The 23,503-nt window shown below is 57.3% G+C and carries 17 protein-coding genes; 4 read left to right on the top strand and 13 right to left on the bottom strand.

Going from position 1 to position 23,503, the window contains the following annotated elements; genetic code table 11:
- Nucleotides 1-349: 349 nt before the first annotated feature.
- From HDF16_RS24625 to tssB, 11 genes are all read right to left on the bottom strand, one after another.
- Nucleotides 350-1,333: a zf-HC2 domain-containing protein gene (locus tag HDF16_RS24625; protein ID WP_184222636.1), complete on the bottom strand. Its 984-nt coding sequence runs from the start codon at nt 1,331-1,333 to the stop codon at nt 350-352.
- The gene (locus HDF16_RS24620) at nt 1,330-1,893 is read right to left on the bottom strand and encodes an RNA polymerase sigma factor (protein ID WP_184222634.1); all 564 of its coding nucleotides are present in this window, start codon (nt 1,891-1,893) and stop codon (nt 1,330-1,332) included. The genes HDF16_RS24625 and HDF16_RS24620 overlap by 4 nt, the downstream gene beginning before the upstream one ends.
- A 110-nt stretch (nt 1,894-2,003) precedes the next feature.
- The gene (locus tag HDF16_RS24615) at nt 2,004-4,076 is read right to left on the bottom strand and encodes a type VI secretion system Vgr family protein (protein WP_184222632.1); all 2,073 of its coding nucleotides are present in this window, start codon (nt 4,074-4,076) and stop codon (nt 2,004-2,006) included.
- A 7-nt stretch (nt 4,077-4,083) separates the two neighbouring features.
- Nucleotides 4,084-6,777, bottom strand: a complete 2,694-nt coding sequence (gene tssH / locus HDF16_RS24610; protein ID WP_184222630.1) for a type VI secretion system ATPase TssH — start codon at nt 6,775-6,777, stop codon at nt 4,084-4,086.
- Between the two features lie 11 nt (nt 6,778-6,788).
- On the bottom strand, nt 6,789-7,778 hold the full coding sequence (gene tssG, locus HDF16_RS24605) for a type VI secretion system baseplate subunit TssG (RefSeq protein WP_184222628.1): 990 nt from the start codon (nt 7,776-7,778) through the stop codon (nt 6,789-6,791).
- Nucleotides 7,779-7,801: 23 nt separating this feature from the next.
- Nucleotides 7,802-9,640 carry a type VI secretion system baseplate subunit TssF gene (tssF, locus tag HDF16_RS24600; protein ID WP_184222626.1) on the bottom strand — a complete coding sequence of 613 codons (1,839 nt, stop codon included), beginning with the start codon at nt 9,638-9,640 and terminating at the stop codon, nt 7,802-7,804.
- Nucleotides 9,640-10,107: a type VI secretion system baseplate subunit TssE gene (tssE, locus tag HDF16_RS24595; RefSeq protein WP_184222624.1), complete on the bottom strand. Its 468-nt coding sequence runs from the start codon at nt 10,105-10,107 to the stop codon at nt 9,640-9,642. Before tssE ends, tssF begins: the two co-directional genes overlap by 1 nt.
- A 10-nt stretch (nt 10,108-10,117) precedes the next feature.
- The gene (tssA, locus tag HDF16_RS31665; RefSeq protein ID WP_184222622.1) at nt 10,118-11,920 is read right to left on the bottom strand and encodes a type VI secretion system protein TssA; all 1,803 of its coding nucleotides are present in this window, start codon (nt 11,918-11,920) and stop codon (nt 10,118-10,120) included.
- A gap of 117 nt (nt 11,921-12,037) precedes the next feature.
- On the bottom strand, nt 12,038-12,523 hold the full coding sequence (locus tag HDF16_RS24585) for an Hcp family type VI secretion system effector (protein WP_184222620.1): 486 nt from the start codon (nt 12,521-12,523) through the stop codon (nt 12,038-12,040).
- Nucleotides 12,524-12,558: 35 nt separating this feature from the next.
- Nucleotides 12,559-14,049 carry a type VI secretion system contractile sheath large subunit gene (gene tssC, locus HDF16_RS24580; RefSeq protein ID WP_184222618.1) on the bottom strand — a complete coding sequence of 497 codons (1,491 nt, stop codon included), beginning with the start codon at nt 14,047-14,049 and terminating at the stop codon, nt 12,559-12,561.
- On the bottom strand, nt 14,050-14,565 hold the full coding sequence (gene tssB / locus HDF16_RS24575) for a type VI secretion system contractile sheath small subunit (RefSeq protein ID WP_184222616.1): 516 nt from the start codon (nt 14,563-14,565) through the stop codon (nt 14,050-14,052). It lies immediately after the preceding gene.
- Nucleotides 14,566-14,754: 189 nt separating this feature from the next.
- Between tssB and tssK (HDF16_RS24570) the strand changes: the two genes are divergently transcribed.
- Nucleotides 14,755-16,125 carry a type VI secretion system baseplate subunit TssK gene (gene tssK, locus HDF16_RS24570; protein WP_184222614.1) on the top strand — a complete coding sequence of 457 codons (1,371 nt, stop codon included), beginning with the start codon at nt 14,755-14,757 and terminating at the stop codon, nt 16,123-16,125.
- A 29-nt stretch (nt 16,126-16,154) separates the two neighbouring features.
- Here the strand turns inward: tssK (HDF16_RS24570) and HDF16_RS24565 are convergent, their stop codons facing one another.
- Nucleotides 16,155-16,709: a hypothetical protein gene (locus HDF16_RS24565; RefSeq protein ID WP_184222612.1), complete on the bottom strand. Its 555-nt coding sequence runs from the start codon at nt 16,707-16,709 to the stop codon at nt 16,155-16,157.
- A gap of 513 nt (nt 16,710-17,222) precedes the next feature.
- Between HDF16_RS24565 and tssK (HDF16_RS24560) the strand changes: the two genes are divergently transcribed.
- The 3 genes from tssK (HDF16_RS24560) to HDF16_RS24550 are packed head-to-tail and all read left to right on the top strand — an operon-like array spanning nt 17,223 to nt 22,702.
- The gene (gene tssK, locus HDF16_RS24560) at nt 17,223-18,581 is read left to right on the top strand and encodes a type VI secretion system baseplate subunit TssK (protein WP_184222610.1); all 1,359 of its coding nucleotides are present in this window, start codon (nt 17,223-17,225) and stop codon (nt 18,579-18,581) included.
- Nucleotides 18,578-19,267: a DotU family type IV/VI secretion system protein gene (locus HDF16_RS24555; protein ID WP_184222608.1), complete on the top strand. Its 690-nt coding sequence runs from the start codon at nt 18,578-18,580 to the stop codon at nt 19,265-19,267. Before tssK (HDF16_RS24560) ends, HDF16_RS24555 begins: the two co-directional genes overlap by 4 nt.
- Nucleotides 19,268-19,276: 9 nt before the next feature.
- Nucleotides 19,277-22,702: an ImcF-related family protein gene (locus tag HDF16_RS24550; RefSeq protein WP_184222606.1), complete on the top strand. Its 3,426-nt coding sequence runs from the start codon at nt 19,277-19,279 to the stop codon at nt 22,700-22,702.
- Between the two features lie 95 nt (nt 22,703-22,797).
- Here HDF16_RS24550 and HDF16_RS24545 read toward each other — a convergent pair whose 3' ends face one another.
- Nucleotides 22,798-23,499 carry a PP2C family protein-serine/threonine phosphatase gene (locus tag HDF16_RS24545; protein WP_184222604.1) on the bottom strand — a complete coding sequence of 234 codons (702 nt, stop codon included), beginning with the start codon at nt 23,497-23,499 and terminating at the stop codon, nt 22,798-22,800.
- Between the last annotated feature and the right edge of the window lie 4 nt (nt 23,500-23,503).

Here is a 23,503-nt window from a genome sequence, read left to right as displayed (position 1 = left end):
CGCCTTCAAAATGACGCCACTTGAACTCTGACATGGTCGGCTCCGCTAGGATTCAGCCCATCTTCACTCTTCCTGAAGAGGTTTGCAACAGAGCCTGCGGGACTACGTGCAAGACACAAACCTGTAGAAAGAGACTTTTATAGAAGCGGGATTGCGTGGACTCAGACAAAAGTTAATGAGCCGAGTGACTCTGACTGGTGTCATTAGGAGAGCTAAATCGAGGACCCCAAACACTGCACGTCAACCTTTTTCGTAATTGTTCCAAACTGTTACCGTTCTTGGTTCTTGTTCGAACATCAATCAAATGTTGCTCCCAAACCTCTGCTTCGTCACGGCGGCTAGACGGTACTCAATACCTGACCGACGTCAATCTCAGCGATCCGACTTTAACGGTTGGGAAAATACCGTTTAGGTCGGTGGTAGATGCGAGAAGCTCGCGAGATGGCCGTGTGGATGAGGAGATGCTCTTAGCTGACTGTTGGTTTCCATGATTGTCGGAGTGACCCTCGGCGTGACACCGAGTACAACTGCCGGCAGCGCTCATGGTGGTATGGGAGACCAAAATGTATTTCTGTCCGCGATTTTCCCACGACACGATATGCATGCCATCCTGTTCGCGCGCATGGAGGGTTACGCCATCCGAATGAACTGTAGTTCCGCTTGTATCCATCGGTGCGCTGCCGGGAAGGACGATCATGCTGATCTGTTCATCAGGAAGTTTGAATGAGAGCAGTGCGGCACGTTCGCCATTGACCGTCATCAGTCTTCCACCGGCCAGCTTGTACTTTGCCCGATCTTCCGTGGCAATGCCCGCATCCGCCATGTGAAATGGAAAAGACAGATGAGACTTAAACCAATCTGAGACCTCTTTAGAAGAGTCGGTAGTGATGTCCAGTGGCAGCTTCTGACTTTCCAGATCCTGCTGTGCGCGTGTCGCGCCAATCCGTATCATGTTGGCGTTGTGCCGACGTTGGCCAACTACCAGAAGGACCGGCGTGAGAATTGCGAAGCATATCGCCGCCGCTGTGGCGCCCTGCCACACATTTTTAGCTCTGCTAGGAACGATCTTCATTCGAGTCGCGGCTGACGGACTGATGGGGGTTGATTGATCCTGGGCAAAAATATTCTCTATGTTCTGTCGTAGAGAAGCTGAAGCCTGGATTTGCGGACGGGCCGCACGAACTTGTCTTGAGAAAGCTTCCAATTCTTCCACTTCACGCTGGCAACCTTGGCAGCTATGCAAGTGAGAAAGCACTTCCTCCTGATCGTCAGCGACCAGCTCACCATCAACGAGCAATTGCAACTTCGGCCTTATCTCGTCGCAGTGGTTCACACTTGTCTCCTTTCAGGATGAGCGGCACTACCAACTTCGGATAAGATGACTCGCAGCTTGCTTCGCGCGCGTCCAAGCCTCGACATCACAGTTCCTGCAGGACAGTCGAGCACCGAGGCAATCTCCTGGTAAGACAGCTCTTCAAACTCGCGTAAGATCAGAATCTCTTGGAACTCCGTTGGCAATTTGCTGATCGCCTCTCGTATCTGTATCGCGTTTTCCTGCTCTTCAAGAAGCACTTGCACATCAGGGAAGTTGCCTGGCAATCCATCGACGATGGGAAAATCTCCATCCGGTTCTACAAAGTGCGGCCTGGCGCGACGCCTGCGTAGCTCGTTGAACCACAGGTTTCTAAGGATTGTAAATAGCCATCCCTTGATATTACTGTGATCGCGGAGTCGTCTGTATGCCTCGATCGCGCGGACATATGTCTCCTGAACCAGATCTTCCGCTTCCGTACGCTGGCGTGTAAGCACAAGAGCGTAACGGTACAAGCTCTCTAAATATTCGATACCAAATGGCTCTGTCGTTGAAGGTGTAGTTCCGGGGGAAGGGGCCATCTCTTCATTTTCCTATCAATGCCCCGGAATTGCCAAACCGAGCGTCCTGTCTCAGGAGACTGCATGATCGTTTCAGGAAGCTGGCTGCCCATCATCGAAATCCTGAAGTCTTAGAGTTTTCCTCCTTTCGTTCCGTCGTCTGCCATATCCGGAGAGTTGGGTGTTGCGGTTGGCTTGACGATGACCGGCACCTGGGGGATCGCGGCGCTTGCCACTCCAGGGATTGGGATGAGCGCGCCATTAATAATTACGCCCGCAGGCGAGACTGTAAGGGACGTAGTGCCTACCTTGAGGCAGATCATGGTATCGCTCTCCAGGAGCACTCCTGCAGTTCCCTGCATGTAACAAAGCGCATTGGCCTGGAGCGCGTAGTTCGCACCCACTTGCACGGCACACTCGGTTTCTACCTGCAGGCCGTAGGTTCCGGCCCTGGTGGTTTGAGCGGCACCCACCGTTAAGTCGGCGCCTCCGGTCACGCGTTCGATACGGTCGCGATCCACTTCGAGATTCTCGTTGCCTTCGACTCGTGCCATGCGGCTTCCGCCAACGATGGTGCTGTCGTCGTTGCCTACGTAGCGCCGGTGATCATGCAGCGTGCGATGGTCCATGTCGCGTTCGGCCCGCACAAAGATCTGCTCCGCCCCCATGCGGTCTTCAAAGCGCAGCTCATTGAAATTGGAAGATCCGCCGCCCTGCGACGACCGCGTAAGGATGCCCGAACGAGTGCCGTACGATTTTGGATCGTACTTCGGCAGGTTCACACCGTTGTAGAGCGCCCCCACCACGATGGGCGCGTCCGGATCGCCTTCCATAAAGTCGATCAACACCTCGTCACCCACACGCGGCCAGAAGTACGTTCCCCAGCCTTTTCCTGCCCACTGCTGTGCGACTCGCAGCAGCGTTTTATCCGGAGTCTCCGGCTGACGGTGACGGTCCCACCAGAACTGCACACACACACGGCCGAATCGATCCAGGTAGAGGTCTTCTCCAGGAAATGTGACGACCTTGCCGGTGACGACGCCCTGCACGCGGGGCTTGACTCGAGTGATCTCAGGACGAAAGATCTGATGAAACGGACGTGCTTCGAACTGGTTCTGATAGGGTTCCGATTCGCCAGGTGACACTTTGCTGCGATAGCCGGGCCTTTGCTGCACGCTGTGGACTACGCGCGTGACGAGGTACTTGGTGTTCTGTGTCTGCTGAGGGTATTTACTGAGCGTGAACGTGAAGCCTGCCTGTAGAGTAGTGGCAGTCGATGTTCCCTCGCAGACGACGGCCGATGCATCCTGCGCGTCTCGCTGTACGTTCTGAAGCAGGGTCTGCATAGTGGATGTCTTTGTATCCGCGGCTTCGGTTTTGAAGAATGCTGCCGCGGAATCAGCGAAGTCGTACCGCTCATGCGAGTTGGCACCCATCTGCTGGGCAGAGCGTGAAGTGGCCGGCGAGGCATGCGAGGTGGCGTAGTGAATGAAGCGATAGTCCCAGAGCGTCTGCTCTCCCGGGATGAGCGTGGACCGCGCGTTGAACGTCTGTACCGTGGGCATGTAAAAGCTGAGCTGATCTTCCTGCGCAATACGGAACTCCAGGTCGCTGACGACCGGGCATTCTGCGGAGAGTTGGCTGTTGTCCGACAGGACAAGTCGATGATCGGAAGCAGTGTGGGTGAAGTAAAAGAAGATTCCGTGTTGCTGAAGGATACGCTCGAGGAAGTGCAGGTCGGTCTCGCGATATTGGGTGCAATATTCAAGCGATGGATAGCTTTCCTGGACCTGAAGCTGCGGAACGATACTGTACGGTTCAAGCACCTTTTGTGCGATCTCAAGCACAGTCAGATCCTGGAAGACGCGTGTCTGCTGATTGAGAGACAAGAGCCACAACATAGGCACCATGCGGACGCGATAACTATTGAAGTAGGTATCGCCGCCGGTGTTTTCAAAGCTGGCGACGATGCCGTTGAAGTAGCGTTTCACTCCCGTGTCCGTGACCTGCAGCTCGACGGTAACCCGCTTCCCGACGATCGCTTCAGCTGCGACGGAGGTGCTCGTGTCGCTGAGCACCTCGACGTCGTATTGGAAGATTTCGGAGATTGCCTCGACACCTTCGAAGGCCATCGCCAGCAGGGTGTTGGGACCCAGAGGGCTTGAGAAGGTGAGGATGCGATTGTTCTGAGTGTATGCGCCCATGGGATCTTCAGACCGTAGCGAGATTTTCGTTCACGACGGCCTCGCCTCCTGTCCACGCATAGGTGAACGTATCTTCGGGGGAAGTGGAGATCGCCACGCGCTCGAGGACTTCACTTTCCGCCAGGCGGCTAAGCAGAGTGCGGGACAACTCCGGTAACACCGTATTTGAAAGCAGGTGGTCCACGTTGCGTGCTCCACTTTCCACTTCAAGGCAGCGCCGGGCGAGGAGCTCGACCAGAGCGTCGTCGTAATCCAGTTCGACATGATGGTTCGTCGCGAGCCGACGCTGAATCTTGCCGATCTTGAGACGGATGATCTGCTTCAGGACTTCGTCACGCACCGGGAGGTAGGGCACGACGAGCGTTCTGCCAAGGAATGCCGGCTTGAAGACATGGTTCAGTTCCGGACGTATCGCCGAGACAAGTTCGGCAGGTGAAGGGACATCGCCAACGCGCGAGGAGAGTTTTGCGATGGTCGCGCTGGCCGCATTAGTCGTGAGAAGTATGAGCGTATGCCGGAAGTCGATGGAGCGGCCTTCGCCATCTTCAAGATGACCTTTGTCGAAGACCTGAAAAAACAGCTCCAGCACATCGTGATGCGCCTTTTCGACTTCGTCGAGCAGCACAACCGAATAAGGCTGCCTGCGTACCGCTTCCGTTAGCACGCCGCCTTCCCCGTAGCCTACGTATCCAGGTGGTGCTCCCTTGAGGGTCGACACCGAGTGCGGCTCCTGAAACTCCGACATGTTGATGGTGATGAGGTTCTGCTCGCCTCCGTATAGCAGGTCGGCGAGGGCCAGTGCCGTCTCTGTCTTTCCCACTCCGCTGGGACCTGCCAGCATAAAGACGCCAATGGGTTTTACGGGATCTTCGAGGTTAGCTCGCGACGTCCAGATACGCTGCGCGATGGCGTGAAGCGCGTGGTCCTGCCCAACGATGCGCTGCTTCAGATGGTCTTCCAGATGCAGGAGCTTGAGAGCTTCGTCATCCACCATCTTCCCCAAAGGGATGCCGGTCCATTCGGCGACGACCGTCGCCACGACGTGCGCGTCGACCGCGGGGTGTGCCAGCGGGGGCTGTGCCTGGAGAGAACGCAACTGCGACCGCAGCATGCGAAGTTCCTCAAGTGCGTGCTGCTGTTTGGCTAGGGCATCTTCCGAGTCCACTCCCTCCGTTGAGCTCTGAAGCTGCTCGATCAACCGATGGTGGCTGATGATCTGCTCCACTATGCTTTTCTCCTCATGCCAGCGGGCTTCCATCTGCACTAATTGTTCACTCGCGCTCTGTCTCTCCGCAGTGCATTGTGCTATCTGCTCGGAGTGATCGCTGCCGGTAAGCTGCTCGCGCTCCAAGACACTCATACGTGATTCGGAGGCCGCAATCTGCCGCGCAAGCTCCTCCATCGCGATTGGCTGGGTGCTCTGGCTCAATGAGACACGGGCGCATGCGGTATCGAGCACGCTCACTGCTTTGTCCGGCAACTGACGCCCCGGCATGTAGCGATGTGAAAGGCGAACCGCCGCACTGACGGCTTCATCGAGGACGCGAATCTGATGATGCTTTTCAAGCGAGGGCAGAATGCCCAGCAGCATGGTCTCGCAGAGAGCTTCGGACGGCTCCTCGATCTTGATGACCTGGAAGCGGCGCGTAAGCGCGGCGTCTTTCTCGAAGTAACGTTTGTACTCCGCCCATGTGGTGGCAGCGATGGTGCGCAGTTCGCCCCGAGCGAGCGCGGGTTTGAGGATGTTGGCGGCATCGCCCTGTCCTGCCTGACCTCCAGCGCCGATGAGAGAGTGGGCTTCGTCGATAAATAGGATGACCGGCTGTGGAGAGGACTTCACCTCCCGCAACAATCCTTTGAGCCGTCCCTCAAACTCTCCCTTAACGCTCGCTCTGGCCTGAAGCAGAGTCAGGTCGAGGTTATGCAGGCGAACCTGTTTGAGCGCTTCGGGTACATCTCCGTGAGCGATGCGAAGGGCGAGTCCTTCGACGACTGCCGTTTTGCCTACTCCGGCTTCGCCAGTAAGGATGGGATTGTTCTGGCGACGGCGCATCAGGACGTCGATCATCTGGCGGATCTCAGCATCACGGCCCACGACGGGCTCGATCTTTCCCTGGCGTGCCGCCTGCGTTAGATCCTCGGTGTACTGATCGAGGTGTGGCATTGCAGCGGCGACTGCGCCTGTCTTAGTAGCTATTTCGTGGCCGGCTGATGGATCGGCAAGATCTTCGCTGGAGCCTGCGGTGATCTCCGCAAATTGCATGGACAATGCCTCGGCGGAGACCTTCTCAAATTCCCGGCTGATCTCAGCGGCCATGCGCGCTAGACTCTCTTCGCTCAGCAACGCCAACAGTGCGTGGCCGGTGCGGATGCGCGTGGCACCCAGAGCAAGCGAAGCGAAGGACCAGGCTTCGCGAAACATGGCGACGAGGGAGTTGCTGAAGACCGGGCCACGAGGGTTGCCGGTCTTTAGCCGCTTCAGGCTCATCTGAAGATCCCGATCGAGCCGGTCGCGATTCACGTCGAAGTGCTGCAGGATGCGCGTGAGATCAATTGCCTCAGTTTCGAGAGCCTTGGTGAAGAAATGCTCTATCTCTACCTCATAGTGGGTACGCGAAAGGCACAGTCCGGCCGCGCCCTCCATCGCCTGTCTTGTTGCGTCATCGAATCTCTGCACCAGCGGCTTCACGCTTGTGATCATGGTTCTCTCTCCTAGTGGACCAGGTACTCTGTTTCGTCAGGATTGCGACGCATCGGCTTTACCTTGAGCCAGCTTTCATATCCAAGGCGGGCGCCAAGCAAACCGCCTCCTGCAAGTGCGGTTTGCGGAACTTCGTCGTGCTGCAGCACCAACTGCACGACAAAACGAAAGGCGCGTCTTGAGTAGAAGCGCAGCCACGATTGCAACTCTGCCTGCCCATGCGATCCGGGCAGAAATTCGCGATAGCGAGCAAGAGGCATAGGCCCCAGACGTATCGTCATGGTGCCCTCTTGCTCCCAAACTTCGTCACCCACCACGGTGCCAATGCCGAGACACTCTGCCATGGAGTCTTCGCCCCGCAGAACGGTTTGCTGCCCCGGAGGAAGCGGCACCCATGTTCCCGTGAACTGCTCTATCTGCACCGAAATGTGGAAGTAGCTCTCGAGGATCTGCCGCAGACCTTCAGAGGATCGAACCTGCCGGCTGAGCAAACCGGAGAAGAAGAGCGCCGACTCATCCGGTATGGCCATACGGTTCCTCAGTCCTTCCGTGCCGAGTCCGACCAGGTCATAGAGACGCCGCAGCATGTCAGGCTCATGACCCTGGCTTGTCTTCTCATAGGCAAGCGTGAGCCGGTACCGCGACCACGCGCGGTAGAACAGCGAGACCAGACGGTGGTTGAACAGGTCGAGGAAGTCCTGCGTCGCGGTATCATTCCTTCTTGCGTTCGCTAGAAGCGCTTCGGTGGAGACGCGTGGCATCGGGCCATTGATTGTGTTGAGTCCGAAGAAATTTACTTCGAGGGTACCGGGACTCGCTCCGTCAGGCGGCACGTAGCTGCCAAGTTCACTTGCGGGAAAATAGAACGTAGGCGGAGCCTGGAAGCGGACGACCTCTGCCACGGGCGATGTGGCGTGTCCGATTGCTTCGCGCCCAGGATAGAGCTTCTCGAGGAGGCGAATCATCTGGAAGAACTGGAAGCGAAAAGGTGCGGCTTCCATCGCTTCCTTCAATTCTGTGTGTTCTAAAGCAACGTCTGGGTCCCTGCTCTCGCTGGCCATTCTTCAAGCGCCTCCTTTCTTGCATTTGTGCGCACCACCAATTGCGAGAAGCTATTCATGGATACGTAAAGCCCGAAAAACCTATCGAGCACGGCACTGAAGAGATAGGTGCCGCCCGCAAAATGTGACTCGTCGAGTGCCATTTCAAGCAGCATGCCTCGAACGACGCCGCTTCCTGCATCCGTCTGAAGGATTGCGACATGCGGCGACGCAGCGATGCTCAGGATGCCGGCAATCTGTTTCTCGATGTGCGGTGTTCGCGCGAAGTTGTTAAGGCGCAGGATCTCCTGCAAAGCGGTAAGGCCGCCTTCGCCCATGGAGAGATGGTTCAGCGAGAGTTGAGAGATCAGGCTCCAGCTCTGTTCGTCAGCGACCGGAGCACGATAGGCACGTGTCGGCCGATGCAGCGCACGAATGTTTCCGATGCCTGCAATGCCAGGCAGGACGAAATCGCCTTCTGTATCTCCGACTGGTAAGTTCGATGGTAGATCGTGATTGGTGCAGGTGCACTTCACGATAAGAATCTCGGCATCGGGCTGCAGCATGGTGCCGTGCGCATCGGCTATGGACAAGTACATCTTGCCTGGATTGTCGGGGTGAACGTTGGAGTACCTCCGCCTGCTTCTCCAGTAGACGCCGTTGCTCGTGGGCGTGCCGAAGTGATGCTCGAAGAGCGGTGCCAAGGGAACGGAGGTACGGCGCGAAGGATTGGTCGCGAGCACAGAGTCTACGGAAAAGACTTCCACATTGCCACGGCTGTGAGCGTCCACCGAGACCGGATACTCGGGCCTCGTCTGTGTCACGACGATCGGCTCAGCGGTATGTTGGAACAGGTTGACAGCAGGAGTGCAGAAGAGCCGCATGGTCTCTCCGTTGATGCCCGCTTCAAGATCCTGCAGTCTTTCAGCATGTTCGGGTCGGCGCAGAAAGAAGAGAACTTCCAGAGCCTCTGAAGCCTCCACTGCCTGGATGGCGCGGCGCAGTCCAGTTAGCTGGAAGAAGAGAAATTTCTCAGGGAAGCTGAAATACTCCTGCAGCAGACGATGGCCCTGGAAAGACCGCGGGCTGAAAGAAAGCATGCTCTCGGCCTCGTCAAAACCCATCGGCTTTAGTCGATCGGGTTCGATGACGTGTGCCGGTTTGCCTTGTTGGAGCGGATTGCGCACGACGATCTGCAGCAGATTGCGGGACAACATCTCGTAGAGCATTAGCGCAGTCTGCCGGTCGCCGCCCAGGTAGAAGATGAGGTCATCCATCTCCATTTTGGAGAAGTCGGCGCTCTCGACTGTCTTCAATTCCCAACGCAATACGGCGGCGGCATTGCGGACGCGCGTTGCTGCGGGTAGTAGCTCGGGTCTTTTGCAGGAGCAGTCCTCGACCCTCAGTGGCCACAGCTTGACCGGGTAGCACGTACGAAACGTACATGCTATTCCCTGGGAGGCCGACCGGGAAGTGATCTCGCTGCCGCGCGGCACTGTTACTTCGCCCCCGAAGTTACTGGAGGGACTGCCTGGCGAGAACTCCGCCACGGTCATCGACGGAATCGGCCGAAGATAGTCTGGATAGACGACGTCGAGAAAGCCCTGCGTCAGCTCCGGGAAGTCGTCGTCGAGCCGCAGGTGAATGCGTGCTGCCAGAAAAGCAAAGGACTCGAGCAGCCGCTCGACATGCGGATCGGCACAGCGATCGGGCTCAAGCATGAGCCGTCCTGCCACTGCAGGATATTTTGTTGCGAACTCCGCGCCGATCTGACGCATGTAGCTTAGTTCGCGCTCGTATTGTTGCAGAAGCTTGGTACGCATCACTGACCTACCGAGTAAGTTTCACTGGCCACGTCGAAGACCGTGTTGAAGAAGATAGTTTCCGTTCCTGGTATGAGCTGCATATGCGCGGCAATTTGCAGTCGAACCTCGCGGCTCGACGTTTCGGCAAGATCACTCACCGTAACGGTGACGCTGGTAAGCCGGGGCTCATATTCTGCCAGACAGTTTTGAATTGCCCTCTGCATCTGCAATAGGTAGCCGTCAGGGCTGGTGCGGATGTTTGTAAGATCTTCCATGCCGTAGTTCAGCACCGAGCTTGACGCATGTTCGTAGCCATCAAGAGCAGTCCCCATATGACGGCGGGTATTGAGAGCAGCCTCAAGATCACGCCGCAGCGATTCCTTGATCATGCGTAGAGACGCGACCTGGTTTGCAGGTTGTTCGTAGCGCTCGCTCAGCCGGTCCATAAACGACTGGCCGTAGAGTACCTCCCGTGATCTGACCATTGCGGACTCCTTATACCAGCGACTGGGCGTTGAGTGCTGTTGCTGGATCAATGCGGCAAAGACGCAGGAAGACCTCGAGGCGCTGCGTCTCGTTGGCGTCTCCTGTCGCGCTTTGCAGGAGCATGGAGAGCAGCTCCGCAAGCATAGAACTCTCTTCCCAGCCTTCAATCTTGCGCTCATCGGCTTCAGTGAGAAGGTGCCGCAAGATTACTTGCGCGGCAAAGTGTTGCCCGGAGTGGAGCAACAATCGCGATATCTCCATGCGTCGCAGGAACGATCCGCGGCCACTCTTGAGAGCTGACACGTCCTTCATGAGGGAATGCGCTGCGTCTGAGAAATTCCCCTGTCGTGCAAGTTCGCTGGCGCGCTCGTGGAGATCGTCTTCATGGACGATCGGTGATGGCTGGTGCTCAACGGTTTGCAGCACAGGCTCCGGCCGCGTTGCATCTGGAGTAGGCTTCGGCATCACTTCGGCATCGATCCATACATTCGTCTCGCGGTCGGCAGCGGGAGTGCCGTCCTCGAAACTTGCTTCCCGTATCCAGGGTTGCGCCCCGAACTGGCCGCGCAAAAGATGGAGCGTCACCTCTCGCAGCTGCTCTGCCCCAAGGCTGGCTGTCGCAGTGTCAAGATAGCGATATAGGTCCAACCACGGCGTGCCCATGGGCATTGCGAGAGCTTTCAGTGCCTGACGAGCAAGGGATTCCCAGTCTCCTGCCTCCATGGTTCTCCTCAAAGACAGGCGCACCTCGGAGGGAGGTGAACCTTCCTCGGGGTCTTCTCCACGGCGTCTTATATCCTGCTCGGCCAGCGCCAGGAAGAGACCAGCCGGGCTGAGTGGTTCATGTTCGGCGCAGAACTCCGCGCACTGCTGCAGATGCAGCCGGACGCCGGACCAGGACGTAATCTTCTTTGACGCTGCGGCTGCTGCGGACTCTACAACGTATTGAGTGCGAGATGCTTCCTGAAGCACCTCGGGACTATAGGAATCCTCGATATCGAGCGCAGGCTCCTCGATATGAGCTGCCTGCGGCTGCAACTGTATCGGATTCAGCTGCTCTGTGGGTGCCGGGATCGATGGCGCAGGTTCAGGGTTGGGCCTTTGCCTGAGAATCTGGTCATGTACGTTCAGCAGATCCTCGAGCGCCGCCCGTATCTCCGAGAACGATGGACCTTCGTTCCCATACTGCTCCTCACAGAAGAGATAGAGCTCGTGAAGAGTTTGCAGTCCCTGCTGCAGCACAGTCTGTGCGTCTTTGTAGAACTTCCACGAGGTCGCATCGATCGATGCTTCCAGTGTGTCGGCTGTGAGACGATCTTCTGCGGCAGGCGAAGAACCGCCGGCTCCTACCAGTCGATATTCAGCGTAAGAGATGCCATCTTCTGTCACCGGAAGGCTATGCACCACGGTAGCGTACTGACGCAACGCCCAGTCCAGAGGGGCCGCTCGCAACGATGCATCTCTGTCTTCGAGGTCGGGGTGAAGAGAAGGCCAGAATTCGCGCTGCAGTTCGAGGAAGAGACGGAGCGAGGGTTCAACCGCTGAGTAGCCATGAAGCCGAAGCGAGGCCTCACCAAGCCATGCAGCCAACCATAGGTCCTTCGATTGCTTTTTTAGAGTATTCGCGGCGAGTGAAGCTACAAGAGCAAAGTCTGCACGCTTCGCCTGACGCGCCCATTGCCCCATGGGCAAGGACTCGTCTTCGCTGGTACGTGCATCGCGGATCTGGTCCGTGATGGGATCGTAGCGCAGGTCGGAGCCTGAAGGGTGCTCTCCGGCGATGGGCAGAATTAGCTCTTCAACGACAAACACGCACTTACTCCGGTACCGCGAGGGATAAAAATCAGAAGAGGTGAATGCAATGGAATGCTATATCCCGATTGCCCGGTGTGGCCGCGTGAGCGCACACCGGGCAGATTGCGGCATAGCCTAAGAGGTCTGGTTGGTGGACGCATCGTAGTTATGCGTTCCGGCAGTCGTAAGATTTCCTTGCTGGTTTTGTGTTTTGTACTGTGTGTTGATCGACTTATAGGTCAGTGTCAGGTTGACGATGGGCACCTGGCCGGATGCGCTCACATTCATGGTCGCCACGAAGATCTCGTTCAACTGGATCGTGATGTAATCCTGATTGTTGGAGCCTTGCTTGACGGCCGATAGCGTGCCGGTGGTGATGTGTTTGCCTTGGGTCAGAAAACCGGCCAGCTTGGTATAAGAAGCGTCCAGCTCCGCCACGATGGTGATGGGGTCCATCGTGACCTTGCCCGCGCCGGAACCCTGCGTTCTACCGACAGTGCTCTCGGAGTAGCCGCCCCAGCTCCAGCTGAGCACGCGAATCTCGTTGGTGTGACCAACGTGCTGCGATTCGCCCTCTGCCCCGGTTAGTTTCAGAAAATAATCTACGCCTTCATCTGCCATGTCTAAGTCCTCCGTGTGTGAAGTTAGTTTGCGGGTTAGTTACGCGCTGAATCTGGCAGGTCTGCCACCAGGCGCAAAGAGATAGTGAGTTCGTCGAGCTGGAAGTGCGGCTTCAGAAACGCAACGGCACGGTAAGCTCCGGGCTTGCCAGGCACATCCGACACCTGGATTGCCGCTTCGCGCAAAGGAAGCTTCGCTTTTGCGGCCTGCGACGCCGAATCATCAGACAGGACGTACTGGCTTATCCAGCGGTTAAGAAATACTTCGCATTCATCGCGGCTCGTGAAGCTGCCGATCTTGTCGCGCATCATTGCCTTGAGATAGTGCGCGAATCGCGACATGGCAAAGATATAAGGCAACTGCGCCGAGAGACGTGCGTTCGCGTTCGCAGATTCCTGGTCATACAGTCGCGGTTTGTTTACAGACTGCACACTGAAGAAGGCCGCATAGTCGCTTCCTTTGCAATGCACGAGGGCTACTAAGCCCTGGTCAGCAAGCTCTTTTTCGCGACGGTCCGTAATCTGGACCTCCGTAGGACACTTGAGTGCGACATCGCCTTCGTCCGTCTGGAAGTTATGCGTCGGCAGATCTTCAACCAGGCCTCCGCCCTCGACGCCGCGGATGGCCGCGCACCAGGAATAGTTTGCAAAGGCATCGCTCAAACGGGCGCCCATCGCATATGCGGCATTGCTCCACAGGTATTTGGAGTGGTCCTTGCCATCGACATCTTCCTCGAAGTCAAATCCATCTACCTGATTCGTCTCTGAGCCGTAAGGCAAGCGTGCGAGAAAGCGCGGTAGCGCCAGACCGACATAACGGGAATCGTCCGACTGACGGAACGACTTCCATTTTGCGTACTCGGTTGAGTCGAAGATCTTGGCAATATCCCGGGGAGCGCTCAGTTGGGTGAAGCTTGTCAGGTTAAGCAACTCCGGAGAGGCAGCGGAGAGGAATGGCGCGTGAGCAGAGGCCGCAACCTGCGCCACTCTGCGAAGAAGGTCCATGTCCTCCGGTCCACGCCCAAACTCGTAGTCGCCGATGAGCGCAGCGAATGGCGCTCCACCGAAGACACCAAATTCTTCCTCGTACACTTTTTTGAAGAGAGCGCTTTGGTCGAACTCCGGTGCTCGCTGCAGATCGCGCAGCAACTCACGTTTGGAGACATTGAGAACCTTGAGTTTGAGCATGGTGCCGGTCTCGCTTTGATCGAGCAGGTAACGGACGCCACGCCATGAGCCTTCGAGTTGCTGAAACGATGCGTGGTGTAGCACCAGATTGAGTTGCTTCGAGATCAATTGGTCGATCTGCGCGATGCGTGCCTGGATCGATGACTCCGCATCGCGTGTGATGGCCATGTGGCCTTTCAATACCTGGTCGACAAACTCCTTCACCAGGTCACGTCCTCGCGCTTGCATGGAGGCGTCCCGCTGAAATCGCCCTTCGCTCACGATCTGATCGAGCAAGGGAGTTTCGCTCGGCGTTTCAACTGCCGCCGTCATGATTGCTGTTTCCTGTTGGACTGCCATCTAGTTTTCTCCGTGATTTCCGAGTTCTTGCAGCAACTTCTCGCGTGTGTCTGTATCACTCACCGCTGCGTACAACGCTTCGTCCAGCTTGTCGTTGCCCTGCAAGCTGCCTTGCAGGTCCGCCAGTCTGGTGCGAAGCTCGAGCAATTGCCGGAGGGGTTCGATCTGCGTCGCTAAGCGTGCTGGCGAGAAGTCCTCCAGCGACTCAAAGTTCAACTCCACGGCTAGCTGCCCCCGCTGCGGGTCGTCGCTCAGAACGTTTTCTGTCGAGAATGCGAGACGCGGCTTCAAATTCGCGAGAACCGCATCGAAGTTGTCCGGAGTAATTTCAGTGAACTTACGCTCTTTCAATGGAGCGAGAGGTTCACTAGCCTGGCCGGTAAGGTCGGCGAGCACTCCCATCACAAAAGGAAGCTCCTTCTGCTCAATGGCCTCACCTACTTCGACGTCATAAGTAATCTGCACGCGTGGGGGACGCACGCGGCTTAGTATGCGTTGTGTACTTTCCTTCGCCATATATCTTCTCCTCAAGAGAAAGGTGCCGCGAGATCTGCGGGCCGCCTTCACTGCTCTACTGGAATAAACACACCGCTATGCGTGTCTATTCCCATGTGTGCGGAATTTCCTGAGTGATTCTTTGGAGATTCTGCTTAAGGTAAGAAACGCTGCTAAATTGCGCGAATTCACAAAGCAGGGAGTACAGATATGCGGCACCTTCAATCTGTCGTTTGGTCCAAGGGAGTCTTTCTCACACCACAGCATCTACAGGCACAGGATCATTTCTTTGAGGAGTCGTTCCGTTTTCTACTGACTTCGCTCTCATCGTGCTCGTGGGGATTGAGTGTTCTGGCCTTTGATCTGGCGGGCCTGAACGATGGCAGGTTGCAGATCACGGACATGCAGGGCCTGTTCCCGGATGGCCTGGCGTTCGACACGACAGCGATTGACCTGCCACCTGGCTCACGGATGTTGGACGAGTGCTTCACGGTGGAACAGAAGTCCTGCATGTTCTACCTGGCGGTGCCACAACACCGTCATGGGGGAATCAACGTTGCGCTCAAGGGAGGCAATGGATCTGGCGCGCGCTTCCGTTCAGAGATACGCATGATGCGAGATGAGAGCGGCTCGGGGATAGAAAAACCCGTCGCTCTTGCACGCAAGAACTTTGAAATACTCGCTGAGGGAGAAGATCTGGAAGGCATGGTGACGCTGCCTGTTGCGCGTGTTGTCCGAACAGAGGCAGGAACGTTTGCGTTCGACCAGGACTTCATCCCTCCGATGCTGAATGTCCATGCCAATGAGCGCCTGCGCGGTGTGCTCCGCGGCCTGGTGGAAGTGATCTCGTCGCGTAGCGCTCAACTTGCCGGAAGCCGCCGGCAACGCAATCAGTCACTCGCGGATTTCAGCGCCTCGGATGTTGCAAGATTCTGGCTGCTGTACACCATGAATACGAATCTGCCTGTGCTGCTGGAGTTGTTCCGTGCGCCCTACGTTCATCCAGAGACTTTGTATGCCAGGATGCTCTCTCTTGGAGGCGCGCTCACGACCTTTTCGCATACGGCTGGCCCCCTTGACTTTCCACGGTATGAACACAAAGCGATGGGTGAATGTTTCCTGAAGCTGGGTTCACAGATCCTTGCTCTCCTGGACACAGTCATCCCGACGCGATTCATCGCTCTACCGTTACGCCGTGCCACGGACTCCGTCTATATCGCTGAGATTGAAAAGGACGAATATCTCAGCGGTGCAGCTTACGTTGCCATTGCTGCTGACATATCGAGTGCGGAACTCATTGAGCGAACCCCCGCGCTGGTAAAAGTGTGCTCCGCCACCCATCTTGAGACGCTGATCCGGCAAGCGCTGCCGGGCGTCCCACTGACTCACATGGCCGCGCCGCCGCAGGCGATCCCCGTCAAACTCAACTACCAATACTTCTCGCTCGATCGCTCAGGGGCTGCATGGGAGACGATTCTGCGGTCCCGCAACTTCGGCATGTATGTTCCAGGCGATATCGCCAACGCATCTATGGAGCTTATCCTTGTCCCAGCCGAAGCCTCGGCCAGTCGAGCAGGATGAGGTATCGAAGCTCAGGTGCTTGCCAAGCTTCAATGATGCGCAAGCATCACCATGAGCATGATTAACGCGACCGCGGTCAGGAATAGATTCGCGATCAATAGCAAGGGCAGGTAGCGCTGCAAGCTGTCGCCTTCAACTGGCTGCGAAGGTTGAATTCTGCTGGGCGTAGCCTGTGGAGCAATATTCGCTTCCGGCGCGATGGATGGCGCAGCAACAGCGGTACTGGATGCCACGGCAGAGAAGGTTGCCTCCGATAAAGAGCGTGCCTTGGACGCGTTCTCAACAGGTGCAGGGGTGGTCGCTCCTTCGGGGGGCGGCTGCACATGGCCTCGCAGGCTTGCCTCGCGCATAACGGACCGCGAGACAATCCGGGTGTACTCGCCCTGCTCCTGTGGCAGGAGCTGGGCTGCGGGGAGCGGCCGCACCTCCACGCGCGATTCAACTTCTTCTTCGCTCGAGAGTGTGCGCAAGAGCTGGGTAAAGCCGCCGATCATGGACGAAGGCTGAGGCGAAGCGGCAGGCCGTCCAAGCGAAATAGGCTGGCGCTCGACCACCCGTTGGGCCGGCTGCAGCGCTTCATACATCCGGGTAAATTCTCCCGGAAGAGGATTTGAGATGTTCTTTGGACGATCGCTGCCACCTGGATTCTCAGTAACCAGATCGGACGCTCTCCACTCAGGTTGCTTGTTTTCCTCGAAGGATGAAGGTGCCTGAGATAGATCTTGACTCTTTGGAGTCAGCGATTGAAACAACTGTGTGAACCCAGCCTGATCAGCTGCGGCGTTTGGCAGCCTATCTATTTGCGAGGCTGGGCCTATGGAGTTTCGACCAACCGGAACCTGGCGAAAGATCCCGCTTAGATCGACAGGTTGCCGCGTGCTCTGTAGGTTGTCTGAATCTGCATTTCCACGCAAGCTGCCAAATGGAGGTGTACTCAGGCGGTCCTTGTCTACTTGCTGCTCTATCGGCTCTTCACTCATCGAAGCCCTCCTTCTGCTTAATGTCTGCCTAAGGAATAAAACAGAATGCGTCTTGTTATTCCCATTAGTGGTGGAGAACTAAGTGAATCTCTCTTCCGCAGTAGGAAATGGCTGACTATGAAAATGTTGTCGCGCGTGGTGTGGTCAGAGGGCATGTACCTTGCTCCACATCATTTTCAAACCCAAAGCCGCCTCTTTGAAGACTCACTCTCGTTTGTCGCATCGAGTCTCTGGCGAGAACCCTGGGGCATGTTGCATCTGCTGATGGACCAGGAAAGTCTTGCGAACGGAACGATCGCCGTGCGGTACGCAGCGGGCATCTTTCCCGATGGACTTTGTTTCGATATGCCGGGAGCTGACGCTTTGCCTGCTCCCGTCGCTGTCTCGTCTATTGCTGAAGCTACAGACTCCGAATTGACGCTATATCTTGCCATTGCGCCTCGAAGAGACAACGGCGTTAACGTCACGTCTGACGAGAATGAACAGCGTGGCGCGCGATTCAGTGTGGTGGACCGCACACTGCGCGATGAGACAAACGGCGTGGACGAACAGCGGGTCGGCCTTGCGCAAAAAAATATACGCATCGTCTCCTCGCGTGAGGTGGCCGATGGCACTCTGACTATTCCAATCGCGCGGATCGCCCGCGACACAACGCGAGGTTTCCGTTACGATCCTGATTTCATCCCGTGCCTGTTGCACACCGATGCCAGCGAGGTGTTGCTCCTTGCAATCAAGCGGCTAATCGAAGTCGTAGCGGAAAAGAGCACCACCATCGCTCGGCCAGTGGAAGTCTCCCGGAAGCTCCAGACCGGAAGCCTTCCGATGGACATTGCGAACTATTGGTTTTTACATGCTCTGCATAGCGCGATTCCAGCGCTCCGTCACCTGGTGCTGCATTCTCATGCCCATCCATCGGAGTGTTTCCTCGAACTCTCTCGTCTTGCCGGCGCGCTCTGCACATTTGCATTGGACTCCGATCCGCGTGAGCTTCCGGTCTATGACCATGTCGATCCCGGACCAGGCTTTCGCGCCTTGTGTGCCCATATCTACAGGCATCTGGAAATCGTCGTTCCAACCAGCACAGTTGCGCTGAAGTTCCATGCAACGGCGCCCTATCTGTACAGCGCGGAGGTTGAAGATGAGCGTTGCCTGCGACGCTCGCGATGGATACTGGGTATCCGGTCTTCGCTCGGTGAATCCGAACAGCTTCGTCTTGTGCCGCGGCTCGTAAAAGTCTGCTCTACCCGTTTTGTTCAGGAGCTGGTCAAACGTGCGCTGCCCGGAATGACGCTCACCCATCTGCAAGTTCCTCCCGCGGCTCTGCGGGCGGCGGCGGATATGCAGTACTACGCAATCGACACGGCAGGCCCATGCTGGCAACACATTCTCAACTCTCGCTCGGTGGGCGTATACATCCCGGGCGAAATCGCAGATCCGGATTTCACTTTGTCCGTAGTCACTGAACCTACTTCATGATCACGACGCGCAGTAACAGTCTCGCATTCGTCTTCCAGGAGGCACTCACAGCGATCGTGCGTGTGCGATTCCGCTTGCAGACCGTAGCCGATGCCGACATCTTTCGCAGGCAGATGCGCCAGCTCTTACAGGCTCCCATGCAAGAGGCGCGCAACCTCGGGTATGACAATCAGAAGATCCAGGGCTGCGTGTTTGCAGTCGTTGCGCTGTTGGACGAAAGCGTCCTGAACCTGCAGGATCCAGTTTTTGCGCAATGGGCAAGGCGGCCGCTTCAGGAGGAACTCTTCGGTGGACATCTTGCTGGGGAGACGTTCTTTCAAAATCTTCGCAGCTACTTGTCTGAGCAGGATTCACAACAGCTTGCCGATGTGCTCGAGCTTCACTGCATCTGCCTCCATCTCGGATATCGCGGCCGCTATGCGCTCGGTGATAGCGGTGAGCTCTATGACATGCTGCGTCAGGCCCGCGCCCGCATTCAGCGAATTCGCGGCGATGCAAGGATTGGTGCAGGCGTAATAGTCCTGCAGGCCAACCAGGCCGGAGGGCGAGCGGATACCTTGACGCGATCATTGTGGTGGGCAACTGGTGCCTTGGCCTTCGTTCTGTTGATTGCTTTCTGTGTTTACTCCATCCTTCTCACCTCGGGCGCGGCTGCCCTCCACAGCGCCGTCGCTGGCGCCATGTAAGGGGCTTGTGTGACTAATTTTCTTGTGCCCGGATTATTTTTTGTCTTTGCGATTGTTGTCGGCTGGCTTGCCGGCCCGCTCTTTCATCTTGCAGGAACAACGCTTCTGGCGTTGAGGGCGGGGCTCGCCCTGTTCGGTCTGCTTGCCGCATACCTTGTCTACTGGCTTTGGTCACGGCACCAGGGCGCTGCAACCCGCACTGCAACTGCTCGCGAGGCCTCCGAATTCTCGATACTGATCCGCTCTGGGGTCCAGCGTTTGCAGATGGCACAGCGCACCAGCGGCAGCGCGCTGACCACCATGCCCCTGCTGTACGTCCTGGGAGCGCCCAACAGCGGCAAGACCACGGCGATCAGCAAGTCCGGCCTCGACCCCGAGCTGCTCGCGGGGCAGGTCTTTCAGGACGGCGCTGTCGTGCCGACACAGCAGTTGAATCTCTGGTATGCAGGAGACAGCGTATTCGTTGATGCGGGCGAGCCACTGACGCGCGAGTCAAACCTGTGGAGCACGCTGGTACGTCGCACAAGTCCGGGACTCATGGCCTCTTTGACAAACAGGCAGAGACCGCTCCGTGCGGCGGTCGTCTGTGTCAGCAGCGAGGCATTCTTTGGAGAAGATGCGGCGGAGAAGATCGTCACCCTTGCGCGCGAAACCAACGCCAACCTGCGCGAAATCGCACGCCAGCTCGGAGTGGACCTTCCCGTTCACGTCATACTGACTAAGCTGGATCGCATTGCGGGATTCTCCGAATATGTTCTGCACCTGTCGCAGGCAGAAGCATCGGAACGTCTCGGTATCACGTTTCCACAAAACAGCATCGGCGATGGCGTGTATGCCGAACGGTCCTCGGCGCTGGTGTCCTCTTCACTCGACCAGCTACTGTTTTCGCTCTCAGAGTTTCGCCTTGAAATGTTGGGGCGCGAGAGCAACCCATCAAGCATCCCGGGCATCTACGAGTTCCCGCGCGAGATGCAGAAGCTGCGCCATCCCCTGACGAACTATCTCGTCGAACTGGTGCGTCCAAGCCATCTGAACGCAAACCCAGTGCTACGCAGCTTCTCCTGCATCGGGGTGCGTGCGCAGGTCTTTGAACGTCCCGTTGTGGAGCCGGCGCAGACCCCACGGGCGGCATTCGCCGACGCGGACGCGACCGGCATCTTCTCGTTACGTGAGATGCAGGCGGAACAGACGCCCCTGCGCGCAGGGGCCACGCGCAGAGTCGCACAATGGTGCTTTCTGCCGAAGTTGTTTCCTCTGGTGTTCCTGGCAAAAAGCGAGCAGGAGAGTGCGATGGCCGCGAGCAGCCGTGTGGTTCTAGTGCGGCGTATTGCACTCGCATCGGTTTCGCTTGCTCTCTTAGTGTGGAGCGTCGGTCTTACCGTGTCCTACATCAACAACGCGGCGCTTGAACGGAATATCCGCGATGCCGCTGCATCGCTGCCTGGTGCTGGCGCGACGACGGACTTTGCAGACACTCAGCAGCTCGCCTCGTTGGATCGCCTTCGCCTCGCGCTATTGCAGCTTCGAGACTTCGATCGAAATGGCGCGCCCTGGCGCTTTCGCTGGGGACTCTATCGTGGTCAGGCATTGATTCCGACCACGCGCGCGCTTTACTTTGAGCGCTTCCGCTGGCTTCTGCTCGATGCGACACAAACACGCCTTCGCCACAACCTGGATGCTCTGCCGACGACCGCGCCCAGTGATGCGGATTATCTTGCCACTTACAATCCGCTTCGCGCCTACCTGATCACAACGTCGTTTCCACAGTATAGCAGTGGAGACTTTCTCGCCCCGGTGCTCACTCGGGCGTGGCTTGCGGACCGCACTGGGCAAGGGGATAAGGAGCAGCTTGCCAGCGAGCAGTTCCACTTCTTCGGCGACGAACTCCGGCTTGGTCCCATCTACCAGATCTCGCCCAGCCAGCCGACGGTGATGCAGGCTAGGACCTTCCTGAACAGCTTTGGCAGCGTCGACCGCGTGTATCAAAACATGCTCGCCGCGGCGAACCGCAGTGCGCCTTCGATTGACTTCAACCGCCTGTTCTCCGGCTCGGCCGCCACCGTGGTTGAGACTCACGTGGTGCCAGGAGCCTTTACCCGCGCAGGTTATACCTTCATGCAAACCGCGATGAAAAGTCCTGACAGTTTCTTCACGGGCGAGTCCTGGGTGCTTGGCGATCAGGCACCGCTGTCGGCTTCGAGCAATGGGCTGGCATCCCAGCTCGCGGATCGCTATCTCACGGACTTCAACGCCCAGTGGCAGAGCTATCTGCGATCGGCATCCGTGGTGCGATTCCACAGTCTTTCCGAGGCAGCGCAGAAACTTGGCAGTCTCTCGTCACCGTCCTCAGCTTTGCTTGCGCTCGTGTTCACAGCGTCGCGCAACACGGCTGTCGCGGATGCATCGGTGGGCAAGGAGTTTCAGCCAACCCAGGCGCTTGTACCTCCGGATTTGAGTGACCGCTTCATCGCACCGTCCAACACGGCATACATCAATGGTCTGGTAGCGCTTCAGGGAGCTGTATCGCAGCTTGCACAAGACCCGAATGCTGCGGGCAATCCGACCGCGGCCCAGAGCGTGATCGCCGCTGCGATCAGCGCGCACGGTACAGTTAGTCAGACCGCCCAGGCCTTCAACGTGGACCCCCAGGCGCACGTGGAGCAAACGCTGACACGTCTGCTCCAGGAACCAATCACGTCTGTGGAGGATGTAGCTCATGGCGCGGTGCCGGCCCAGATCAACGTATCTGGGCGGCAGTTCTGCTCGACGCTTGCGCCCGTGCTCACAAAGTATCCCTTCAATCGCACTGCGACGATTGAAGCGACTCCAGCCGAGGTCACAGCAACGCTGCAACCTGGGACTGGGACCTTATGGCAGTTTTACGCGAACAACCTTAAATCGCTTGTCGTGCAGCAGGGCACGCAGTGGGTCGCCCAACCTATGGCGAACCCGAAGCCTACGCCACAGTTTCTACAATTCTTCAACGAGCTTGCCGCATTTTCGAATGCCATGTTTCCCGCAGGCGCTACCACACCGAGCCTACAGTTCACCGTGCATATACCGCAGTCGCCTGGAATTCAGAGTGTGACGCTTGTCTTGGACAAGCAAAAGACCTCCGGAGCCGACGTCACGCATGCGTTCAACTGGTCTCCGCAGAACTCACAGCAGGCGCAGCTGATTGCGAGCTACGGCAACAACAACCTACCGCTTCAATTCTCCGGTGCCTGGGCGCTCTTTCATCTGGCGGATCGTGGACGAGTAGAACAGGCTGCGAACCCTACGCGTCTTGCTTACCCGCTTGAGATCTCCGGAGCGCCGATCGTCGTCAACGGCATCTCTCTGACTGAAAGAATCGAGTTGTCTGGAGCGGGCGCGATCTTGCTGTCTCCCAGCGCCAGGTCTGGCCTGCGATGCACGCCACAGATGGTTCGCTAACAGCAGCAGGAAGCACCAATCGAGGCCTTCCGAGTGGAAGGCCTCTTCGTGATGACTGCTTCGGTTCTATCGTGCTTCTGGTACCGAGGAGTCGCTTAGTGTATGCGAATCAGCAAGCAGGTGACGTTATCTGCGGCTCCTGCCGTGTGCGCTATCCCGATGAGCCCGTTGCATACTTCTTGCGCCGCATCGGAAGACTCGATTGCATGACGGATCTGTTGCTCATCGACATAGCGAGTGAGACCGTCGGTGGCCAGAAGAATAGAGTCGCCCGTCTGAAGCTCGGCAGCAAAATAGTCTGGGCGCACTTCCGGCCCCGCGCCTATGGCCCTCGTGATGAACTCGGGTGCGAGCGCCAGGTTGGCTGGCTCTCCGGTGTCCCGCTGCCGCCGGATCTCCTCGGCACGGAGTGAATGATCTTCGGTAATTTGCATGCAGCAGCCGGCCCGAAGGAAGTAGCCACGACTGTCCCCGACATTGCCGATAACGATACGACGATCCTCGATGCAGGCGGCAACCAGGGTGGTTCCCATGCCTTTCAAGGTCGGAGTTTCGTCGGCGGTGGACCACACGATATCGTTAGCTGCCGCAATCGCGGCGTGCAGTCGATCCTCCGGTTGCATAGGACTAGGGATAAGTGCCCCGTAGGTGTCCAGCACGCGTTCGACAGCAAGGCTGCTTGCAAGTGCTCCTCCGGCCATCCCGCCCATGCCATCGCAGACGACGAAAAGACGTGCGTTCAGATCGTAGCCGAAACAGTCTTCGTTGTTGCTGCGGTGGCGGCCTACATCAGACATAGCG

Origin of the sequence: Granulicella aggregans (assembly GCF_014203275.1) — a bacterium.
Classification (GTDB): domain Bacteria; phylum Acidobacteriota; class Terriglobia; order Terriglobales; family Acidobacteriaceae; genus Edaphobacter.
This window is presented reverse-complemented; position numbering and strand designations above follow the sequence as displayed.